The organism is Cellulosimicrobium sp. XJ-DQ-B-000 (assembly GCF_031119065.1).
In the GTDB taxonomy this organism is placed as follows: Bacteria; Actinomycetota; Actinomycetes; order Actinomycetales; family Cellulomonadaceae; genus Cellulosimicrobium; species Cellulosimicrobium funkei.
Map to the genome: position 1 here is coordinate 104,526 of NZ_JAVHYN010000006.1, position 20,255 is coordinate 124,780.

The 20,255-nt window shown below is 71.6% G+C and carries 15 protein-coding genes; 11 read left to right on the forward strand and 4 right to left on the reverse strand.

All coding sequences use genetic code 11. From position 1 onward, the window contains the following. Positions 1-82 precede the first annotated feature (82 nt). From glf to RDI86_RS11350, 4 genes are read left to right on the forward strand one after another with little or no spacing between them, the layout of a single operon-like run. Positions 83-1,270, forward strand: coding sequence for a UDP-galactopyranose mutase (gene glf / locus RDI86_RS11335; protein ID WP_061267485.1), 1,188 nt, complete (start codon positions 83-85; stop codon positions 1,268-1,270). Next, the gene (locus tag RDI86_RS11340; RefSeq protein ID WP_061267486.1) at positions 1,267-3,279 is read left to right on the forward strand and encodes a glycosyltransferase; all 2,013 of its coding nucleotides are present in this window, start codon (positions 1,267-1,269) and stop codon (positions 3,277-3,279) included. The genes glf and RDI86_RS11340 overlap by 4 nt, the downstream gene beginning before the upstream one ends. Continuing rightward, the gene (locus RDI86_RS11345) at positions 3,276-4,145 is read left to right on the forward strand and encodes an ABC transporter permease (RefSeq protein ID WP_061267487.1); all 870 of its coding nucleotides are present in this window, start codon (positions 3,276-3,278) and stop codon (positions 4,143-4,145) included. The genes RDI86_RS11340 and RDI86_RS11345 overlap by 4 nt, the downstream gene beginning before the upstream one ends. A 3-nt stretch (positions 4,146-4,148) precedes the next feature. After that, positions 4,149-4,874, forward strand: coding sequence for an ABC transporter ATP-binding protein (locus RDI86_RS11350; RefSeq protein ID WP_061267488.1), 726 nt, complete (start codon positions 4,149-4,151; stop codon positions 4,872-4,874). 432 nt (positions 4,875-5,306) lie between these two features. Here the strand turns inward: RDI86_RS11350 and RDI86_RS11355 are convergent, their stop codons facing one another. Beyond that, positions 5,307-7,475 carry a hypothetical protein gene (locus RDI86_RS11355; RefSeq protein WP_308821426.1) on the reverse strand — a complete coding sequence of 723 codons (2,169 nt, stop codon included), beginning with the start codon at positions 7,473-7,475 and terminating at the stop codon, positions 5,307-5,309. 178 nt (positions 7,476-7,653) lie between these two features. Between RDI86_RS11355 and RDI86_RS11360 the strand changes: the two genes are divergently transcribed. Further along, entirely contained in the window at positions 7,654-8,634 is a 981-nt protein-coding gene (locus tag RDI86_RS11360) for a glycosyltransferase family 2 protein (RefSeq protein ID WP_163188304.1), read from the forward strand. Here the strand turns inward: RDI86_RS11360 and RDI86_RS11365 are convergent, their stop codons facing one another. After that, positions 8,635-10,662 carry a SpoIID/LytB domain-containing protein gene (locus tag RDI86_RS11365; RefSeq protein ID WP_076405922.1) on the reverse strand — a complete coding sequence of 676 codons (2,028 nt, stop codon included), beginning with the start codon at positions 10,660-10,662 and terminating at the stop codon, positions 8,635-8,637. A gap of 87 nt (positions 10,663-10,749) precedes the next feature. Between RDI86_RS11365 and RDI86_RS11370 the strand changes: the two genes are divergently transcribed. Genes RDI86_RS11370 through RDI86_RS11380 form a run of 3 tightly spaced genes read left to right on the forward strand, consistent with a single transcriptional unit; the run spans position 10,750 to position 13,312 of the window. After that, complete coding sequence (locus tag RDI86_RS11370; protein ID WP_061267492.1) at positions 10,750-11,892, forward strand: DegT/DnrJ/EryC1/StrS aminotransferase family protein; 1,143 nt, start codon at positions 10,750-10,752, stop codon at positions 11,890-11,892. 44 nt (positions 11,893-11,936) lie between these two features. After that, entirely contained in the window at positions 11,937-12,869 is a 933-nt protein-coding gene (locus RDI86_RS11375; RefSeq protein WP_061267493.1) for an NAD-dependent epimerase/dehydratase family protein, read from the forward strand. A gap of 2 nt (positions 12,870-12,871) precedes the next feature. Then, positions 12,872-13,312 (forward strand): acyltransferase, encoded by a 441-nt coding sequence (locus RDI86_RS11380; RefSeq protein WP_308821427.1) that lies wholly within the window; start codon positions 12,872-12,874, stop codon positions 13,310-13,312. 80 nt (positions 13,313-13,392) lie between these two features. On the opposite strand, the gene RDI86_RS11385 is transcribed toward RDI86_RS11380, so the two are convergent. Then, a complete protein-coding gene (locus tag RDI86_RS11385; RefSeq protein ID WP_061267495.1) occupies positions 13,393-14,379 on the reverse strand; it encodes a Gfo/Idh/MocA family protein in 987 nt (328 codons plus the stop codon). Next, positions 14,379-15,479 carry a DegT/DnrJ/EryC1/StrS aminotransferase family protein gene (locus RDI86_RS11390; protein WP_061267496.1) on the reverse strand — a complete coding sequence of 367 codons (1,101 nt, stop codon included), beginning with the start codon at positions 15,477-15,479 and terminating at the stop codon, positions 14,379-14,381. Before RDI86_RS11390 ends, RDI86_RS11385 begins: the two co-directional genes overlap by 1 nt. Before the next feature lie 250 nt (positions 15,480-15,729). Between RDI86_RS11390 and RDI86_RS11395 the strand changes: the two genes are divergently transcribed. The 3 genes from RDI86_RS11395 to RDI86_RS11405 all read left to right on the forward strand — a co-directional run bounded on the left by RDI86_RS11395 (position 15,730) and on the right by RDI86_RS11405 (position 20,232). Continuing rightward, positions 15,730-16,497 carry a DapH/DapD/GlmU-related protein gene (locus RDI86_RS11395; RefSeq protein ID WP_308821428.1) on the forward strand — a complete coding sequence of 256 codons (768 nt, stop codon included), beginning with the start codon at positions 15,730-15,732 and terminating at the stop codon, positions 16,495-16,497. Next, positions 16,497-17,561 carry a lysylphosphatidylglycerol synthase transmembrane domain-containing protein gene (locus tag RDI86_RS11400; protein WP_082774385.1) on the forward strand — a complete coding sequence of 355 codons (1,065 nt, stop codon included), beginning with the start codon at positions 16,497-16,499 and terminating at the stop codon, positions 17,559-17,561. Before RDI86_RS11395 ends, RDI86_RS11400 begins: the two co-directional genes overlap by 1 nt. 91 nt (positions 17,562-17,652) lie before the next feature. After that, the gene (locus tag RDI86_RS11405) at positions 17,653-20,232 is read left to right on the forward strand and encodes an N-acetylmuramoyl-L-alanine amidase (protein WP_308821429.1); all 2,580 of its coding nucleotides are present in this window, start codon (positions 17,653-17,655) and stop codon (positions 20,230-20,232) included. The last annotated feature ends 23 nt before the right edge of the window (positions 20,233-20,255 follow it).

A 20,255-nucleotide genomic window follows, 5' to 3' on the forward strand; every position in this document is an offset into this window, starting at 1 on the left:
GCCGGCCCCCGACCCCGGCGTCCGAGCGCGCGCCGCCTGCACGCTAGGCTTTGGTGGCTGCAAAACCAACTGAGGAGTGTGTGTGGACGCGGATCTTGTCGTCGTGGGTTCAGGCTTCTTCGGCTTGACCGTCGCTGAGCGGATCGCCGAGGAGCACGGCCGGAAGGTCCTGGTCATCGATCGGCGGAGCCACATCGGCGGCAACGCCTACAGCGAGCCGGAGCAGTCGACGGGGATCGAGGTCCACCGGTACGGCGCCCACCTCTTCCACACCTCCAACGAGCGGGTGTGGGAGTACGTGAACCGCTTCACGGCGTTCACGAGCTACGTCCACCGCGTGTACACCACGCACCGGGGCGAGGTCTTCCCGATGCCGATCAACCTCGGCACGATCAACCAGTTCTTCCGGTCGGCGCACGGACCGGACGCCGCGCGGGCGCTGGTCAAGGAGCTCTCGGCGGAGCTGGGGGACAAGAAGCCGGAGAACCTCGACGAGCAGGGCGTGTCCCTCATCGGCCGACCGCTGTACGAGGCGTTCATCCGGGAGTACACCGCCAAGCAGTGGCAGACCGACCCCCGCGACCTCCCGGCGTCGATCATCTCCCGGCTGCCCGTGCGTTACACGTACGACAACCGCTACTTCAACGACACGCACGAGGGTCTGCCCGTCGACGGCTACACGGCGTGGATCGAGCGCATGGCGGACCACAAGAACATCGAGGTCCGGCTCGGCGTGGACTTCTTCGACGAGTCCCAGCCGGTGAGCAAGGGCAACGTCGTCGGCAACGTGCCGGTCGTCTACACGGGTCCGGTCGACCGCTACTTCGACTACGCCGAGGGCGACCTCTCGTGGCGCACGCTCGACTTCGAGGAAGAGGTGCTCCCCGTCGGCGACTTCCAGGGCACCCCGGTGATGAACTACGCCGACGCCGACGTGCCGTACACCCGCATCCACGAGTTCCGGCACTTCCACCCCGAGCGGGACTACCCCACGGACAAGACCGTGATCATGCGGGAGTTCTCACGCTTCGCGGAGAAGGCGGACGAGCCGTACTACCCCGTGAACACGGCGGCGGACCGTGCGCGCCTGCTCGCGTACCGCGACCTCGCGGCCGGTGAGAAGGACGTCCTCTTCGGCGGCCGGCTCGGCACGTACAAGTACCTGGACATGCACATGGCCATCGGTTCGGCACTGTCGATGGTCGACAACAAGCTCGCTCCGCACTTCGCCCGCGGGACGAGCATCGAGAGCGGGGGCGTTGACGCATGAGCACCCAGACCCAGCAGACCGCGACGGACGAAGCGGCCGAGAGCGTCGAGCACCGGATCGTCCAGCGCGTGATCCTCCCGATCGAGGCCGACTCCGACAGCCTCCCGCTGTACGTCGAGGCGGGCGAGATGCGGGCTCGGCAGATCCAGACCGACCTCGAGTCCCTGTGGAGCCGGTCGCAGCAGAGCGACTCGTTCTCCCGCTCGAGCGAGCAGGTCCGGTCGCAGGACATCAACGGGCGTTTCTCCATGCTCGTCCGCCCCGGCCGCCGTATCTCCTTCGCGACCTACTTCAACGCCTTCCCGGCCAGCTACTGGCGCCGCTGGACCGTCGTGGAGTCCGTCCGCCTCACCGTGGCCACCTCGGGTCCCGGCTCCGTGACGGTGTACCGCTCGAACGCCCGCGGGGTCCAGCAGCGCGTCACGTCGGTCCAGGTGTCCGGCGACACGACGACGGACCTCGACCTCTCGCTCGCCCAGTTCGGCGACGGCGGCTGGTACTGGTTCGACCTGATCGGGGGGGCGGAGCCGTTGCTCCTCTCCCACGCCGAGTGGTCCGTGGACGCGGCCGCCCGCCGCGAGGGCACGACGAGCGTCGGCATCACCACGTTCAACCGCGCGGACTACTGCCTCGAGACCATCCGGACGGTGGCGGAGAGCCCCGAGGTGCGCGAGATCCTCGACGAGCTGATCGTCGTCGACCAGGGCACCCAGCGCGTGCGCGACCAGGACGGCTTCCCGGAGCTCGAGGCCGAGATGGGCCCGCAGCTCAAGCTCGTCGAGCAGGGCAACATCGGCGGCTCGGGCGGCTTCTCCCGCGGCATGTACGAGACGCTGCAGTCGGGGAAGAGCGACTACGTCATCCTGCTCGACGACGACATCGTGCTCGAGCCCGAGAGCATCCTTCGGCTGGTGAGCTTCGCGGACTTCACGCGCAAGCCGACCATCGTCGGCGGGCACATGTTCGACATGTACAACCGGTCGGTGCTGCACACCTTCGGCGAGGTCGTCGAGCCGTGGCGCATCCAGCCGGGGCTCCCGCACGCGGACATGGAGAACGGCCACGACTTCGGATCCTCGGGCCTGCGTGCGACGCCATGGCTCCACCGCCGTGTCGACGTGGACTACAACGGCTGGTGGATGTGCCTGATCCCGGTCGAGGTGATCCGCGAGATCGGGCTCTCGCTGCCGGTCTTCATCAAGTGGGACGACGCGGAGTATGGTCTGCGCGCTCGTGCGCACGGCTACCCGACCGTCTCTCTGCCGGGTGCGGCCGTCTGGCACGTCTCGTGGGCGGACAAGGACGACCTCGTCGGGTGGCAGGCGTACTTCCACGAGCGCAACCGCCTCATCACGACCCTCCTGTACTCCCTGTACGAGCGCGGTGGGCGCGTCCTCCGCGAGTCGACGTACATGGACGTCAAGCACCTCATCTCCATGCAGTACTTCTCCGAGCGCGGACGACTCATGGCGATGCGCGACGTGCTCGCCGGGCCGGAGCAGCTGCACGGGATCATCGGCTCCAAGCTGCCCGAGATCCGCGGCATGGTGCAGGACTTCAGCGACGCGCGGTACGCGCCCGACGCGGACGCCTTCCCGGCGCCGGCGCCGAGCAAGCCGCGCAACAAGGGCCGTGGGGTCCAGATGCCGAGCCGGGTCGCGCTCGTGCCGTGGGCGGCCAAGACGATGGTGCGCCAGATCGTCGTGCCCGTCGACGACGAGCGGGCCGACCGCCCGCAGACCCTCGTGTCCCACCAGGACGCGCGCTGGTGGCGGCTGTCGCAGTACGACAGCGCCATCGTGTCCAACGCCGAGGGCACGGGTGCGTCCTGGCACCGCCGGGACCCCCGGGTCGTCCGCGAGATGCTCACGGAGGGTCTGAAGCTGCACGCGCAGCTCTTCGCACGATGGGCCGAGCTCCGCAGCGCCTACCGTGACGCGCTTCCCGTGATCACCTCGGTGGAGGAGTGGGAGCGCACGTTCGCGGCCAACCCCCCTGCACAGCGGTGAGCACGGCCGCCGCAGAAGAGCGCCCTCTGGTCGAGCCCGGTCGCGGGCACGGGCTCCTCGACGTCGTCAGGCACAGGTTCCTCCTGCGTCTCGTCGTCAAGAAGGAGCTGCGTGTCCGCTACCGGGGCTCGGTCCTCGGGATGCTCTGGTCCTACGTCAAGCCGGCGGTCCAGTTCATCGTCTTCTACCTCGCGCTCGGGCTGTTCCTCGGCCTGAGCAAGGGGGTCGAGGACTACGCCGTCTACCTCTTCTCGGGGATCGTCGTCGTCAACTTCTTCGGCGAGGGATTCTCGAACGCCACGCGCTCGGTCGTCGGCAACGCCGCGCTCGTGCGGAAGATCTACCTCCCGCGCGAGCTGTTCCCGGTCTCGTCGCTGTGGGTCTCCGCGGTGCACTTCTTCCCGCAGCTGCTCGTGCTCCTCGTCGGGGCGATCTTGTTCGGCTGGCGTCCCAACGCCGCCGAGCTGGGCGCGGGGCTGCTGGGCTTCTGCATCGTCGCGGTGCTCGCCCTGGGTCTCGGCCTGCTGTTCGGCGCGGTCAACGTGTTCTACCGCGACGCCGAGAACTTCGTCGACCTCATCGTCATGGTCGCGACCTGGCTCAGCCCGGTGCTGTACCCGTGGCAGGCGGTGCGCGACGTCGTGCCCGAGTGGTTGTTCGTCGTCTACCAGCTCAACCCTCTCACCGCGGCGGTCGAGCTGTTCCACTACGCGTTCTGGTACCCGGGGACCACGAGCGGCACGGTCGAGATGCCGCCGCACCTGTGGCTGTTCGCGGTCGCAGGGCTCGTCATCTCGCTCCTGGTGCTGTTCGCCGGGCAGTCCGTCTTCAAGCGTCTCGAGGGGCGCTTCGCACAGGAGCTGTAGGACATGGTGTCAAGCATCGAGGTGCGAGGCGTCGAGAAGACGTTCACGCTCCGGCACAACCGCTCCCTCAAGGAGCTCGCGATGTCGTCGATCCGGCGCCAGCGTCTGGCGGACGAGTTCGTCGCGCTCAGCACGCTGGACCTGACCATCGACGAGGGCGAGACGGTCGCGCTCCTGGGCTTCAACGGGTCCGGCAAGTCGACGCTGCTCAAGCTCATCTCCGGTGTGCTGAAGCCCGACCGGGGCACCGTGCGGACCCGCGGCCGGGTCGCCGGGCTCATCGAGGTCGGTGCGGGCTTCCACCCGGACCTCAGCGGGCGGGAGAACGTCTACCTGAACGGTGCGATCCTCGGCATGTCCGAGGAGGACATCACCCGACGGTTCGACGACATCGTCGCGTTCAGCGAGATCGAGCGGTTCATCGACACCGAGGTGAAGTTCTACTCCTCGGGCATGTTCCTCCGGCTCGCCTTCGCGGTGGCGGTGCACAGCGACCCCGAGGTGTTCCTCATCGACGAGATCCTCGCGGTGGGCGACGAGCCGTTCCAGCGCAAGTGCCTCGACCGCGTGCGTTCGCTGCGCGACGAGGGGCGCACGCTGGTGATCGTCAGCCACGACCTCGACATGGTCGCCAAGCTGTGCGACCGGGGCGTCCTCCTCGAGGGCGGGGTGCTGACCGGGGACGGGCCGACGGTGGAGATCGTCGAGCGCATGAGGTCGTCGCACTGACGGAGTGACGCCGGGGACGACGCCGGCAGAGGACGCCGAGCGGTCCGCCTACGGGTGGGCCGCTCGGCGTCGTCGTGCTGCGCGCCGCCGGGTCGACACCCGCCACGCGCGGGGCCCCGTCGCTCGTCGCCGTGCGATCCCCGACACGCGTCGAGCCGTGCGCTCCCGTCGGCGCGTGGACGACGAGCTGCGCCCCTTCGCGGCGCCTGGGCTCGGGGACCTGGCTTCCCCGTGCGACGGGCTGAGGCCCGGGGCCGCCCTCGACCACCCGCCTCGGCGCAGCCGGACGCTGGCGACAGGACGTGACGGTCCGCTCCGGGAAGCCCCCTCGGCGCGGCGGGTGGCGCGGACCGAGGAGCGCCCGTCGTCCACGTCCCCCGCTCGGGGTCGACGCGGGCCGACGCGGGAGGACTCAGGACGACTCAGGACGACTCAGGAGGGGACCGAGGACGGCGCGACGCGGCGGCGGCGCCGGACCATGCCCAGGGCCACCGACTGACCCAGCGCGAGCACGAGAGCGAGCCCTGCCAGGATCGCGCCCGAACGCACCGCAGGCGTCGTGTACTGGACCGTCACCTGGTCGGCGCCGTCGGGGACGTCGACCTGCAGCAGCCCCTCCGGGCTCACCTTCATCGGGATCTCGTCGCCGTCCGCGGTCGCGGTGTAGCCGGGCCAGGCCAGGCGGGCGAAGGTCAGCGTCCCGGAGCCGCTGACGGAGACCGTCTCGGTGGCGAACGAGGAGTCCGAGGAGGTGACCTCGAGGTCGCCCGTCGTGCCCGAGACGCGCCCGGGGAGGGTCAGGGGGTCGATCCGCTCCCACACGGCACGCTCGTCGTCCTCCTCCACGACGCGCCAGCCGTCCGGCGGACCGTCCGCGATCTGCTCCTCGAACTGCGTCTGCTGGAGGACGAGGGTCTCGACCCGCAGGGCGTCGAGGAGGTTCCCCTCCGTGCCGCGGACCGGGCGCAGAGCCTTCTCGAGCGCCTCGGGGCAGACGGAGCCCTTGTAGTCGATGCACAGCGCGTTCGCGAAGTCGCGGTAGCCGATGCCCGTGTAGCGGTTGACGGACTCGTGGCCGGAGACCACGGGCAGGTTGCCGAACAGCACCTGGGCCGACTCGATCGACTCGGACGTCGCCTGCCCCTGGTTCGCCAGCTGGAGCACCGTGCCCCGGAACCCGTCCGCCTGCGCACGGATCGCGCTCACGGACGACGGGGGATAGGTGCCGAGGTTCCCGTCGCTGGGGAACACCGACGTCTGGAAGAAGGTGAAGACGAGCGTGCCCGCGGCCAGGACACCGGCGAGCTGCTCGGTCGAGCGGCGGCCGACACGGAGGGCGAGGGCGACCAGGCCGAGCGTGACGACCAGGACCGCGACGTGGCGCAGCTGGTCCTCGGGCCGGACCGCGAAGGCGAGGTAGGCGCCCAGGAGCACCAGGGAGAGGCTGCCCAGCGCACGGGCGCGGGCGTGCGACGTCGCCAGCCCCGCGGTGAGCGCCACGGCGAGGCCCACGAGGACACCGAGGTACAGGTACTCGATGACGCGCAGCGGCCAGCGGAAGAGCCAGAAGTTCGAGGGCCCGAGCGCCATGACCGCGAAGACGAGGCCGAACACGGCCAGGCTCGGCGCGGTGCGCAGGCGCGCTCCGAGCGCCCCCCAGCGCAGCCACGGGAGGAGCGGCAGGACGAACCATGCCAGGTACACGGAGGGCAGCTGCTCCACGAGGGCGCCGCCCCAGTTCGTGATGGACGGCAGGTAGGAGGCGGTGCTCGACCCGGCGATGTCACCCAGGTCCGGGACCATGAAGGTGTCGTTGGCGATCCGTGCCAGCTCCTGTCGCGACGTCACGTCCTGCGTGCCGAGCAGGGGACCGAAGACGAGCCACGCGGTCATGCCCACGAGCGCGCCGGTGACGACCAGCGAGACCAGCCCCTGCCAGCGGCGCGCGATCAGGAGCTCCACGCCGAGAGCAGCCAGCACGACGACCAGCCCGAGGGCTGCGTAGGGGTTGCCCGTGGTCATCGCGAGGAAGCCGACGACGAACGTGAAGAGCGGCGAGCCGCCGCGGGTGACCTGTCGGTGGGCGACCCACCAGAAGGCGGTGACGCCCACGAACGCGGCCAGGCCCGCCGGCCACCCCGCCGCCTCGTAGAAGAGGGTGAACCCGGACACCGGGAGGGCGGTCGCGACGGCGAAGGCCGGCCATGACCCGGCCCCGTAGGACCGGGCGAGCAGATAGGTGCACACCGCGAGCAGCACGAGCATCTCGATGGCGACGACCGCGCCGGCGAGCGCGAGGTCGTCGAAGAACGACGTGAGGACGTAGTTCCCCAGGATCACCGGGTTCCACTGGCTGTAGGCGGCCTCGGCGGCGTAGTTCCCGCCCATCCACCCGGCCGGGTCCATCTGCGGCCAGACACCGGCACGCAGCTGCTCGCCGAAGTGGTGCCAGAGCGGGACGAACGACTCCGGCGCGTCGCCGTCGTAGAAGAAGTCGTTGCCCCGCCACGCGGCCACCACCCCGAGCAGAACGGTGACGAGCGGCGTCAGCACCGCCGGCAGGGACTGTCGAAGTCGTCCAGGGCGCGCGACGACGCTCATTCCAGCACATCCTCCAGGAAGCGGTTCCACCGCCGGGGGCGGTCTGGCACGGGCTCGGTCGGACAGTCTAGCCTCCGGGCGAGGGCGTCCCGGCCCGTCGGGCCGTCGTCGAGCACCGGCGACGATCGCTACCATGGCACGGCGCCCGAGGCGGAGCGTGACACGAGGACGGAGAACCATGAACCCGACGGCAGGCCGACTGAGCCTGATCATCCCCGCGCTCAACGAGTACGAGAGCGCGGGCGAGATCGTCGACTTCTACCGAGACATCGTTGCTGCGCACGACGACCTGGAGATCGAGCTCGTGCTCGTCGACGACGGGTCGACCGACGGCACCGCGGACGCCGTGCGCGCACACCTGCGCGACGACGACCTGGCGCTCGTGGTGTCGCTCTCCCGGAACTTCGGCTCGCACGCCGCGATCACGGCGGGCCTCACGCACTGCACGGGCGACGCGGCGCTGACGCTCAGCGCCGACCGGCAGGAGCCGCTCTCGGCGGTGGCGAGCTTCGTGGAGGAGTGGCGGTCGGGTGCCGACGTCGTGTGGGGGCTGCGCTCGGTCCGCGCGACGCGTCGCGGCCCGTCGGAGACGTTCGCGCAGACCTTCTCCAAGGTCTTCAACCGCTCGTCGACGGTCCCGACCTACCCGGCCGAGGGCCCGTCCCAGATCCTCGTCACGCGTCGCGTGATCGACGTCATCACCCGCATGCCGGAGAACAACCGCAACGTCCTCGCGATGATCGCCTGGTCCGGCTTCGAGCAGCGCCGCGTGTTCTTCGAGCAGCTCCCGCGCCCCCACGGCGTGAGCAAGTGGACCTCGTCCAAGAAGGTGAAGCTGGTCGTCGACTCGTTCGTCGAGTTCTCCTTCGCGCCCGTCCGCTGGCTCACCACGGCGGGGCTGGCGATCGGCGCCCTGGGGGCGCTGACGCTCCTCACGTCCCTCGTGCTGGCCTTCTTCCCGGGGGCGCCCGCCGGGATCGCCCTCGTGGCGGGTCTGGTCCTCGCCGTGGGCGGCGCGAACATGGTCGCCCTGGGTGTGGTGGGGGAGTACGTCTGGCGCGCCGGCGACGACGCGCGTCGGCGTCCGGTCTTCGTCGTGCGCGACGTCGTGCGTGCGGGGCGCGCCGCAGCCGTCCGCGACGGCGCCCCGCAGGCCTGATCAGGAGATCGCGGAGTGCAGGTCCCACCCGCTGCCCACGAGCCCGGCGGGGAGGATCGTCCCGCCCGGACCGACCGGGTAGCGGCGCAGCAGGCCGCCTGAGGTCCCAGGCTCCCGAGCGAGGAGCGCGGAGCCGCCCGAGCCGGCCGACCCCGCGAGCAGGTCGAACCCTCCCCAGCCGGAGTTGACGACCTTCGCGTCGAGGATCGTCCCGCCGGGCCCGGTGCGGTAGAGCACGAGCGACCCGTTCGAGCGCAGCCGCCCCAGGAGGTCCGGTCGTCCGTCGCCCGTCACGTCGCCCACGGAGACGACGGCGTCCAGCGCGTGCCACCCGGAGTTGACGGTCCGCGGAGGGTCGAACGTCCCGTCGGCGCGGCCCGCGTACAGCAGCAGGTCACCGAGCATGGTGGTCCGCGCGTACAGGTCGGGCCGTCCGTCGCCGGTGACGTCGCCCGCGGCGACGATCATGTCGACCGTGTGCCAGCCCGTGCCGACAGCACGCCGGGACGTGGACCGGCCGTCGCGGGCCTGTCCGTAGAGCCAGAGCGTGCCGGTGCTGCGCTCCCGCGCGTACAGGTCGGGCACACCGTCCTTGTCGACGTCGCCGGGCGAGCCGATCCAGTCGTGCATCCCCCATCCGGAGCCGACCACCCGCGGCGGCGAGAACGTCCCGTCGGCGCGGCCGGGGTAGAACGACAGCGTGCCCGACGTGGCGTCGCGGCCGTAGGCGTCGGGGACGCCGTCGCCGGTGACGTCGGCGACGACCCCGCCGCTGCCCTGCGTGCCGCCCGCCACCGCCCACCACGTGGAGCGCAGCCCGAACGCCGACCGGAACGCGTCACCGGTGACGGTGACCGACCCGGCCGTCCCCTCGACGCGCACCTGCGTGACGCGACCGCCCCAGCGGCCGTTGCCCGACCGCCCGAGCACGGTCAGGCGCGTGGGAGTGCCGACGGTCGGGTAGGCCGACCGGACCGAGGCGGAGGAGACGACGGCCGTCCACGCGTTCGCGGTGCTCGGCACGACGCCGTCGTACGGGTCGGGGCGGGCGGAGAGGTACGGGAACGAGCCCGCGGCCGTCCACCCTCCGTTCGCCGCCGAGAACTGCGTGAAGGCGTAGCTGCGAGGACCCCCGGTGATGAGCACGTTGCCCGACGTCGCCGCGATGGCGGCGGTCGTCGCGGCGGCCTCGTGCGTCGTCGTCAAGGTGCCGTTCATCGTGTACGACGCCCTGCCGGAGTAGACCTGGCACGCCGTGGTGTCGCACGTGTCGATCTGGCCCCCGGCGTTCTGACGCTGGTGGCTCGCGTAGGTCCTGGCGGCCACCGCCTGCGCCCCGAGCGCCGCGGCCGGCCAGCTCGACGGCATCTCGGCAGGGACGACCGACAGGAGGTAGCTCTCCAGGGGGACGATGTTGACGGTGACGAGCGCCCCCTTGTCGACGGTGGCACCGACCCCGCCGCGGTACTCGCGCCGGTCGTACGACGGCCGGACGAGCCGCACGGCGCCGTCCGCCGCGTAGAAGGTGCCCCAAACGCCCGGGACCAGGCTGTACCGCTCCCACGTCGCGCGGGATGCGTCGACGTAGTCGAGCACGAGGTCCGAGGAGCCCTGGCGGACCAGGCGCCAGCTGAGCACGGCGCTGCCCCGGGGAGACACCGTCGGGAGCGGGAGGTCGCCTCCGCCCCAGCGCAGCACCAGCCCTGGTTCGCCGTCGACGACGACCTCCCCGGACCTGCCGGTCGACAGCCGGACCACGATCGGCTCGTCCGGCTGCCCCGTGAGAATCGTCCCCGGGTAGTAGAACCCGAGGATCTGCGCCGACGACTGCCCGAGCGAGGCGGCGCCGCGCGCGCCCCACTGGGACAGCCCTCGGCCGTGGCCGTAACCGTGCCCCCACAGCTCGAAGTTCCCACCGGCGTCGGGCACCGCGGTCTCGTCCGCCGCGGCCGGTCCGGAGAGGGGGAGGAGCAACGCGATGCTGGCGACGAGCACGACGAGCGCCCTCGTCAGACGACCCACGACCATGAGCAACCTTCCTTGACACGCCCTGGCGCCGTCGCGGGCCGCTGCGCGGCGTGGGCGTTGGTAGACTTCGACGGACCTAGGAGGAACATGACACGGAACGTCGCACTCGGCCAGCCCACCGTCGGAGAGGAGGAGCTTGCCGCGGTCGCAGGCGTCTTCGAGTCCGGATGGCTCTCAGGAGCCGGGCCCGCCTGCCTCGGGCTCGAGGCGGACTTCGCCCAGGTCGCCGGGGTGCCCCACGTCCTCGCGACGTCGAACTGCGGGTCGGCCCTCCACCTCGCGCTCCTCGCCCTCGGGGCCGGGCCGGGTGACGAGGTCATCGTCGGCGACTACACCTTCCCCGCGACCGGGCACTCGGTCATGTGGACCGGCGCCAAGCCGGTCTTCGCGGACGTTCGTCCGGACATCTGGTCGATGGACCCCGCAGCCGTCGAGGCGGCGATCACGCCGCGCACGGTCGGGATCGTCGCGGTCGACGTCTTCGGGCAGCCGGCCGACTACGACGAGCTCCGTGCGATCGCCGACAAGCACGGCCTGTGGCTCGTCGAGGACGCGGCGTGCGCCGCGGGCGCGACGTACAAGGGCCGCCCGGCCGGGAGCCTCGCCGACGTCGCCGCCTTCAGCTTCCACGGCCGCAAGGGCATCACGGCGGGGGAGGGCGGCGCGCTCGTGAGCGCCCGCGCCGACCTCGTCGACCACGCGCGCAAGCTCCACACCTACGGGATCGCGCCGGCGATCGTGCGCGACGCCTCGACCGAGCTCCCGGTGCCGTCCTTCGACGAGCTCGGCTACAACTACCGCCTGTCCGACATCAGCGCGGCCATCATGCGCGTGCAGGTCCGACGCCTGCCCCAGCTGCTCGAGAACCGGACGAAGGCGGCCGCGGGCTACGCCACGCTGCTCGGTGACCTGGAGCAGGTGACCCTGCCGGTGGAGCTCGAGGACCGGACCCACCCGTGGCAGTCGTACGTGCTCACGCTCGACCCGGGGCTGGACCGGGGTGCCGTCGCGCTCGCGCTGCGCTCGCGTGGTGTGGGCTGCAACTTCGGCACCTATGCGAGCCACGTCCAGCCGCTCTACGGCGCCACGGAGGCGTGCCCTGTGTCGGCCGACCTGTTCGCCCGGCACATCGCCATCCCGATGCACGCCAACCTCACGGACGACGACGTCGAGTACGTCGCGCAGGTCGTCCGCGAGGTCGTCTCGACGGCCGCGACGACTCGTCGCTGACCAGAAGCCCACCGAACCACCGCCACTGAGGGAGCTCTTCATCCATGTCTGAAAACCGCACGGCCTTCGTCACCGGCGGTGCCGGGTTCATCGGCCTGCACGTCGTCTCGCAGCTTCTCGACAAGGGCTACGACGTGCGCATCTTCGACAACATGTTCCGCGGCGACCGCGACGCGGTCGCGCGTCTCGCCGAGCGGGGCAACGTCGAGCTCATCGACCAGGACATCCGCTACGGCGGGGCGGTCCACGCGGCGATGAAGGGTGCGAGCCACGTGGTGCACCTCGCCGCCGTCTCGATCAACAAGAGCCAGGCCGACCCGTACGAGTCGATGGAGATCAACACCATCGGCGAGCACAACGTCTTCGCCGCGGCGGCCGACCACGGCGTGAAGCGGCTCGTCTTCGCGTCGAGCGCGTCGGTCTACGGCGACCCCGAGAAGCTCCCCATGCACGAGGACGACACGCTCTCGCCGCTCACGCCCTACTGCATCTCGAAGCGCACCGGTGAGGACCTGCTCGGGTACTACCAGCGCCGCGCGGGGCTGTCGTGGATCGCGCTCCGGTTCTTCAACGTCTACGGACCGGGCCAGAAGACCACCGCCTACTACACGTCGGTGATCAACCACTTCGTCAACCGCATCCGCAACGGCGAGCCGCCCGTCATCGACGGCAAGGGCGAGCAGTCGATGGACTTCATCCACGTCCACGACATCGCGCGGTCCGTGGTGCTCGCCATGGAGGCGGAGAAGGACAACGTGCCGGTGAACGTCGGGACGGGCATCGACACGTCCATCGCGGACCTCGCCCGCATCCTGATCGACGCTGTCGGCGCCGACGTGGAGCCGATCTTCAACCCGCGCGACGTCCTCGTGAGCCGCCGTGCCGCAGACACCACGCGCGCGAAGGACGTGCTCGGCTTCGAGCCGACCATCAACGTCAAGGACGGCATGACCGAGCTCATCCGCATCGGGGGCTGACCTTGGCCGAGGACCGGGGCGGCCTGCCCGCCAACCCGTACAACCCGCTCGCGTGGATCGTCGGGGAGCCGACCATCGGCCAGGGCACGTGGATCGGCGCGTTCACGGTGATCGACGGCTCCGGTGGGCTCACCATCGGGGAGGGCTGCGACATCTCGTCGGGCGTCCAGATCTACACCCACTCGTCGGCACGGCGCTGCGTCAGCGGACGTCGCCACCCGACCGTGGACCGGGCGCCCGTGACGATCGGGGACCGCGTCTTCGTCGGCGCGGGGGCGGTCATCAACATGGGAGTCACGATCGGGGACGAGGCGGTGATCGGCGCGGGAGCGGTGGTCACCAAGGACGTCCCTGCCCGGACCGTGGTCGCGGGCGTCCCGGCGCGTCGCGTCGCCTCGGTCGCGTTCGGCCCTGACGGCGTCCCGGAGTTCACGCAGGGCTGACGCGACACGGGCCTGCGTACACGAGAGGGGCGCACTCACACCGCGTGTGAGTGCGCCCCTCTCGCGCGTCAGGAGACCGGTCAGGCCTGAAGTGCCGCCTCGGTGGCGGCGTCCGCCTTCGCCTGCAGCGCCCGGGAGACGATCCGGTGCGAGGGCAGGATCGAGCGGCGCTCCTCCTCGGCGTCGGCCGTGCCCTCGACGAGGTCGAGGAAACGGTTGAGCTGGGTGACCAGGGGCTCGGCACCGACGATCTCCGGCACCTCCATCTCCGTCGCCTGACGGAACCCGGGGCCGCCGTCCCGCGCCTCCTCGATCGTGGTGTGGCGGTACGCGGTGACTCCGCGCCGCAGCAGGTCGACCTCGATCATGCGGTCGAGCTCCTGGATGACGAGCGTCCGGACCTTGCGCTGGCCGATCCGGCTCGCGGAGACCGTCGCGATCCCGCCGCCGTCGAACCGCATGGACGTCTCGATCACGTCCTCCGCACCCGGCGCCGACTGCGGGCTGAAGTGGCCCACCTCGACCGAGAGGGACCGAGGATCGGCGTTCCCGAAGAACCGCGACACCAGGTCGACGTCGTGCACGAGGAGGTCCCACGCCACACCGGTCTTGATCCGGGGCGCGTACGGCGAGTGCCGCTCGGCGCGGATCAGGTGCGGCTGCTCGACCATCGACAGCGCGACCATCACGGCGGCGTTGTACCGCTCGAGGAGGCCGCACATCAGGGGGACGTCGGCCGCGAGGGAGGCCGCGAGGATCTCCTCGGTCTGCTCCAGCGAGGGGCAGACGGGCTTCTCCACGAGGAGCGGGCGGCCCGCCTCGATGACGTTCTTGGCGATGTCGTAGTGGTACTCCGTCGAGGCGGCGACCACCACCGCGTCCACGCCGGCGAGGCCGTCGGTGTCCGGCGCCCAGCGGGCCCCGAAGCGCTCCGCGACGGCGCGGCCCGTCTGCTCGTGCGGGTCGACCACCAGCGCGAGCTCGGCACGCGGAGAGGCGGCGATCACGCGGGCGTGGTTCTGCCCCATCGAGCCCGCGCCCACGAGGGCGAGCTTCGGCGCCGCCATCAGGCGAGGACCTTCCGGAGCGAGTCGGCGATCGTCTCGACGTCCTCCGAGGAGAGGTACGCGTGCACCGGGATCGAGAGACAACGACGGACGACGGCGTCCGCCACGGGGGCGTCACCGATGACGACGTCCTCGCGGTCGCGGTAGCAGTCGTAGTCGTAGACCGTCTTCGGGTAGTACACGCCGCTGCCCACGCCGTGCTCGTCGCGCAGGCGCTCGATGATGCTCTCGCGGTGCTCCGCGCGCTCCTCGGGGAGCAGGACGGTGTACTGGTGCCACACGTGCTCGCGCCCCGGGAGCTGCTGGGGCAGGACGAGCCCGTCGACGTCGCCGAGCAGCTCGGTGAGCCGTGCCGCGTTCGCCCGCCGCTTGGTGAGGTTGTCGCCGTAGGAGTCGAGCTGCGGCAGGACGAGCGCCGCCTGCAGGTCGGTCATGCGGTAGTTGTGGCCGGCGACCTCGTACTGGTAGCGCTGGCGCATCCCCTGGTTGCGCAGGACCCGCAGCCGGTCGGCGAGGTCCGCGTCGTTCGTCGTGATCATCCCGCCCTCACCGGTGGTGAGGTTCTTGGTGGCGTAGAACGAGAAGCTGCCCAGGCCGAACGTCCCGGCCCCGCGGCCCTCGAACGTCGCGCCGTGCGCCTGCGCCGCGTCCTCCACGATGCGCAGCCCGCGCTCCTCGGCGAGCGCGCCCAGACCGGTCATGTCCGCCGTCTGGCCGTACAGGTGCACCGGCATGAGGACCTTGGTGCGGTCCGTCACCGCGGCGCGCGCCGACTCGGGGGTCAGGTTGAAGTCGTCCGTGGAGATGTCGCCGAACCGCGCCGTCGCCCCGGCCTCGAGGATCGCGTTGAGCGTCGCGACGAAGGTGAACGGGCTCGTGACGACCTCGTCCCCCGGCTGCAGGTCGAGGACCTGCAGCGAGGCCACGAGCGAGGTCGTCCCGTTGTTCACGGCGACGGCGTGCTCAGCCCCGACGAGCTCGGCGAAGCGCCGCTCGAACTCGGCGACCTTGGGGCCCTGGGCGATCGTGCCCGAGCGGATGACGTCGACGGCGAGCTCCTCTGCCTGGGGGCTGAGCCGCACGACGGAAATCGGAATCATCGATCATGCCTACTTTCCACGGTCCTCTACGGGCGTCGACGCTCAGACGTCACCGGGTGCGCGATGCGTGAGGCGCCTACGTCGGTGCCCCCCGGCTCCTGGGTAGAATCACCCGGGTCAGTTGCCGTCCGCCCCATCCTAGTCACCCGTACGACGCTGCTGGGGACGGACCAACGGCCCCTCGACGCAGTGCACGAGTCCTGAGGCGCCAGGGGGATTCTCGTCGGCGACCTCGTTCTGAAGGAGTACCGTGACCACCCACCAGGGACATCCCCGCATCCATCCGACGGCGTACGTCGGACCAGGCGTGGAGCTCGGCGCCGACGTGGCGCTCGGCCCGTACGTCACGCTGTTCGGCCCGCTGCGCGTGGGCGACAGGGTGTGGATCGGGGCGGGGGCGAGCGTGGGTGCGCCGCCGGAGATCGCGTCCCTGCGACAGAACACCGCCTGGACGGGCGACCTCGAGCACCAGGGTGTCGAGATCGGTGCGGACTCGGTCCTGCGCGAGCGCGTCGTGATCCACCAGGGCAGCGCGCGGCGCACGGTCGTCGGCGCCCGGTGCTGGCTCCTCAACGGCGCGTACCTCGCCCACGACGTCCAGCTCGGCGACGACGTGACCGTCTCCGCGGGCGTGAGCGTGGGTGGTCACTGCACGATCGGGTCCCGCGCGACCCTGGGGATGAACGCGGTCGTGCACCAGCGCCGCGTGATCGGCCCCGGTGCGATGGTCGGCATGGGCACGGCGCTGACGGGGGACGTCCCCCCGTGGACGAAGGTGTTCGGCGTGCCGCCGCGCCTGCACGGGGTGAACGCCGTCGGCCTGAGCAGGGCTGGAGCCGCGCCCGAGGTGGCGGACCTCCTCGCGTCGCGCTACGCGGACGGCGACCTCCTGCTGGACGACGCGGCAGGCCTCGACGCGATCGCCGCGGACCGCGCGGCATGGCGCGCGGCGGCGCCGACCCGGCCGGTGCGGTCGTCGCTCGAGCGGGCGGCCCACGAGATTCGGGAGGCGGTCTGATGGAGGACGCCCTGGACCGCGAGCACGTGTCCGAGCTCGCGCCGGAGAACCCGTCGACGGAGCCGGCCCCGCCGGCCGCACCCGCGCAGGACGGCGCGCCCGCCGCCGAGCCGCGGGCGCGCGACAAGATCCTCAACGTCGCGCGGTACGTGCTCCTGGCGACGGTGGTCGGGGCGGCCGTCTTCTACCTGTGGACCAACTGGGACGAGGTGCTGCCGTACCTGCGCGACATCTCTCCCTGGTCCATCGTCCTCTCGCTGGTCGCTGTCGTCGCGTCGATCGGGTGCGCGACGATGAGCTGGCAGGTCCTCGTCGACGACCTGGGCAAGCCGATCGGACCCGGGCGCGGCGCTCAGGTCTTCCTCGTGGGGCAGCTCGGCAAGTACCTGCCGGGATCCGTCTGGGCCTACGTGCTCCAGCTCGAGCTGGGCCGCAAGGCCGGGCTGGCGCGGGCGCGCGTCTTCGCGGGGACGCTCTTCTCGATCGCCGTGACGATCGTGGCGGCCCTGCTCGCGGGAGCCCTCGCCGTCCCGGAGATCGTGCGCGAGAACGGCGACCTCTCCTGGCTCTACTGGCTGTACCTCATGCTGCCGGTCGCGCTGATCTGCCTGCACCCGCGCATCCTCACGGCCGCCGCGCGCTTCGGGTTCAAGATCCTGCGCCGCCCGCGCCCCGACCACCCGGTCTCCTACCGCACCGTGCTGGCCTCCCTGGCCTGGGCTCTCGGCTCGTACCTGTGCAGCGGTGCCCACCTCTGGCTCCTGGCGCGCTCGAGCGCCGAGGTGGGTCCGTCGGTGTGGTTGCTGTGCGCCGGCGTGATGGCGCTCGCGATGCTCGCCGGCCTGTTCGCGTTCATCCTGCCCTCCGGTGCCGGCGTCAGGGAGCTGGTCATCGTGGCCGCGCTGGCACCCCTCGTCGGGACGCCCGCCGCGGTGGCCTACGCGACGGTCTCCCGGCTGCTCTTCACCGTGGCCGACCTGATGACCGCCGGGGGTGCGGCCGGCCTCGCGGTCGTCGCCAAGCGTCGTCTCGGCCACTACCACGGGGATCCGGGCATCGACTGACCGGCACCGCTCCCGACCTGCGGAGACGCGGGGCGCTGCCTAGACTGCCGAGGGGCAGGACACGGCGTCCGCCGAAGGGGCAGGTAACGGAATGCTGGCAGCAAGGACGGCAGGGGCGGTGCTGTGCGCCGCGTTGTGCGTACCCACGACGGCTGGCGCCGCGTCGGCGGCGCCGACGGCGCAGGGCCCGGCACCGAACGTCACCGTGGCCGTCCCGGGTGACGTGACGCACCCCGCGGTCGACGCGCAGCAGGACGCGAGCACCGACGTCGCGGCGTTCGACCTCGGCGACGCGCCGGTCGTGCCGGCCGACGAGCCTGCCGCACCGGACGCGCAGGTCTCGGCCGAGGTGGCCGCGGCACAGGACGCACCGGTGCTCGGAGCGGTCCCCGCACGGGCGGTCGACGTCGACGGCGCGACCATCGTCGGGGTGACGTGGAAGGGCACCGTGTCGCCGGACCGGGTCGAGGTCCGGGCCCAGGGTGCGGACGACGAGTGGTCGGAGTGGACGGCGCTGGAGCCGGAGCAGGACCCCGACGGCGACGGCGGCGGCACCGACCCGTGGTTCACCGGCGGGGCCGCTCGCGTCGAGGTGCGCGCTTGGGGGCCTGACGGCCCGATGGCGGAAGGCCTCGACGTCGCGGCGATCTCGACCGACGTCACCGACGTCGACGAGCAGCTCGGTGCCCAGGCTCCCGGCGTGCAGCTGGTCGGGTCCCGGGGGAGCAGCGCAGGCCGCTCGGCCGCCCTGGCAGGCCCGCTGCGGACGGGGACCGCGCCTGCGCCCCCGACCGTGATCTCGCGGGCCCAGTGGGGCGCCGACCCGGCACTCATGACGTGGACCCCCCAGTACGCGCAGACGACGGTGGCCGCCGTCCTGCACCACACCGCCGGGTCCAACAGCTACACCCCTGCCCAGTCGCCGGGGATCGTGCGCGGGATCTACGCCTACCACGCCCAGTCGCGAGGCTGGGGCGACATCGGCTACAACGTGCTCGTCGACCAGTACGGGCAGATCTTCGAGGGCCGCTTCGGCGGACTGACGATGGCGACGGTCGCCGCGCACGCGGGCGGGTTCAACTCCGGCACGTTCGGCGTCTCGATGATGGGCGACTACTCCTCCGTCGCGCCGTCGGCTGCGCTGCGCGAGTCGGTCGCCCGGATCATCGCGTGGCGGCTGGGCGGGTCCTACCTGTTCGACCCGTGGGAGGTCTCGACCTACGTGACCCCGGGGCACTCCACCTCCCGCTTCTCACCGGGTACGGGGGTGCGGATCTACCGGATCCTGGCGCACCGGGACGTCGCGTACACGTCCTGCCCGGGCAACGCCGGGTACTCGATCCTCCCGTGGCTCCGGAATCGGGTCGGCGAGCTGACCGGCGCGGCCAAGACGCAGATCTGGAGCAACTGGCAGGCGCTCGGCCGCACGTGGGGCGACGTGGGCCAGCTCGAGTCCGACGTCGGTACGGGGTCGGCCGCGTACTTCACGAACGGGTTCAGCGCGACGTACGAGCCCGGCGTGGGGGTGCACTCGATCTCGCCGCGCATCCGACCGGGCTGGCTCGCCGGGTCGGGGTTCACCGGCATGGGGTTCCCGCGGAGCTTCGAGTTCGACGTCGGCGACCGGCGCGGGCGCGCGCAGGAGTTCAGCGCCGACGCGAGCGTCGTCTGGAGCCCGCAGACCGGGAGCCAGGCCATCGGCGGTGACCTCCGCCGGGGCTGGTGGCGCGAGGGCGGCGCGACGGGCTGGCTCGGCTACCCCACGACCTCCCAGCGGTTCGTCGGGGACGGCCGCGGAGTCTTCATCGAGTTCGAGAGCACCGGCTCGCTCCTGTCGACGCCGACCACGGGCACCGCCGCGATCTCGGGGGCGCTCCGCTCGGAGTGGTGGCGGACGGGCGGTGCGACGGGAACCCTCGGGTACCCGAACCGGACGCAGTCCCCGGTCGGGGACGGCAGAGGTCTCTTCGTGGAGTTCGAGAAGGGGGGCTCCGTCCTGTGGACCCCGACCACCGGGGCCAGGACGCTGACCGGCGGTGTCCGCGCCGCGTGGTGGCGCAGCGGGGGAGCCACGGGTCTCCTCGGCTACCCCACGCGGTCCGAGGGACCGGTGGGGGACGGCGTCGGGACGTTCGCCGAGTTCGAGGGCGGCGGCACCATCCTCGCCACGGCGTCGACCGGTGCGCACGTGATCCACGGCCCGGTACGGCACTACTGGTACGGGCGCGGCGGCGTGAACGGCCTCGGCTACCCCACCACGGACCAGAAGCGGACCGCGGACGGCAGCGGGTGGGAGATCGACCTGGCCGCCGGCGTGACGACGGTCTCCGCCCCGTCGGGCGCGACCTACACCGTGTGGGGGGCGATCCGTGACCGGTGGCGTGCTGCCGGAGGGACCCGCGGGCCGGGCTACCCGGTCTCCGAGCCGGTCAACTACGCCGGGCGCGCCGGTGGGTACAGCTCGTTCTCGTCAGGTGCGCAGGTCGCGTGGACGCCGACGACGGGCGCTCTCCTCGTGCCGGCGGCGGTCGCTCGCGGCTGGTCGGACCGGGGAGGCTACGCGGGTCGTCTCGGAGTTCCGGTCGCCGAGGCCGTGACGACCGGCGGGACGACGACCCAGCGGTTCGAAGGGGGTACCCTGACCGTGCGCGACGGAGTTGTCACGGGCTGACGGAACTCCGTCCCGCCCCCGTC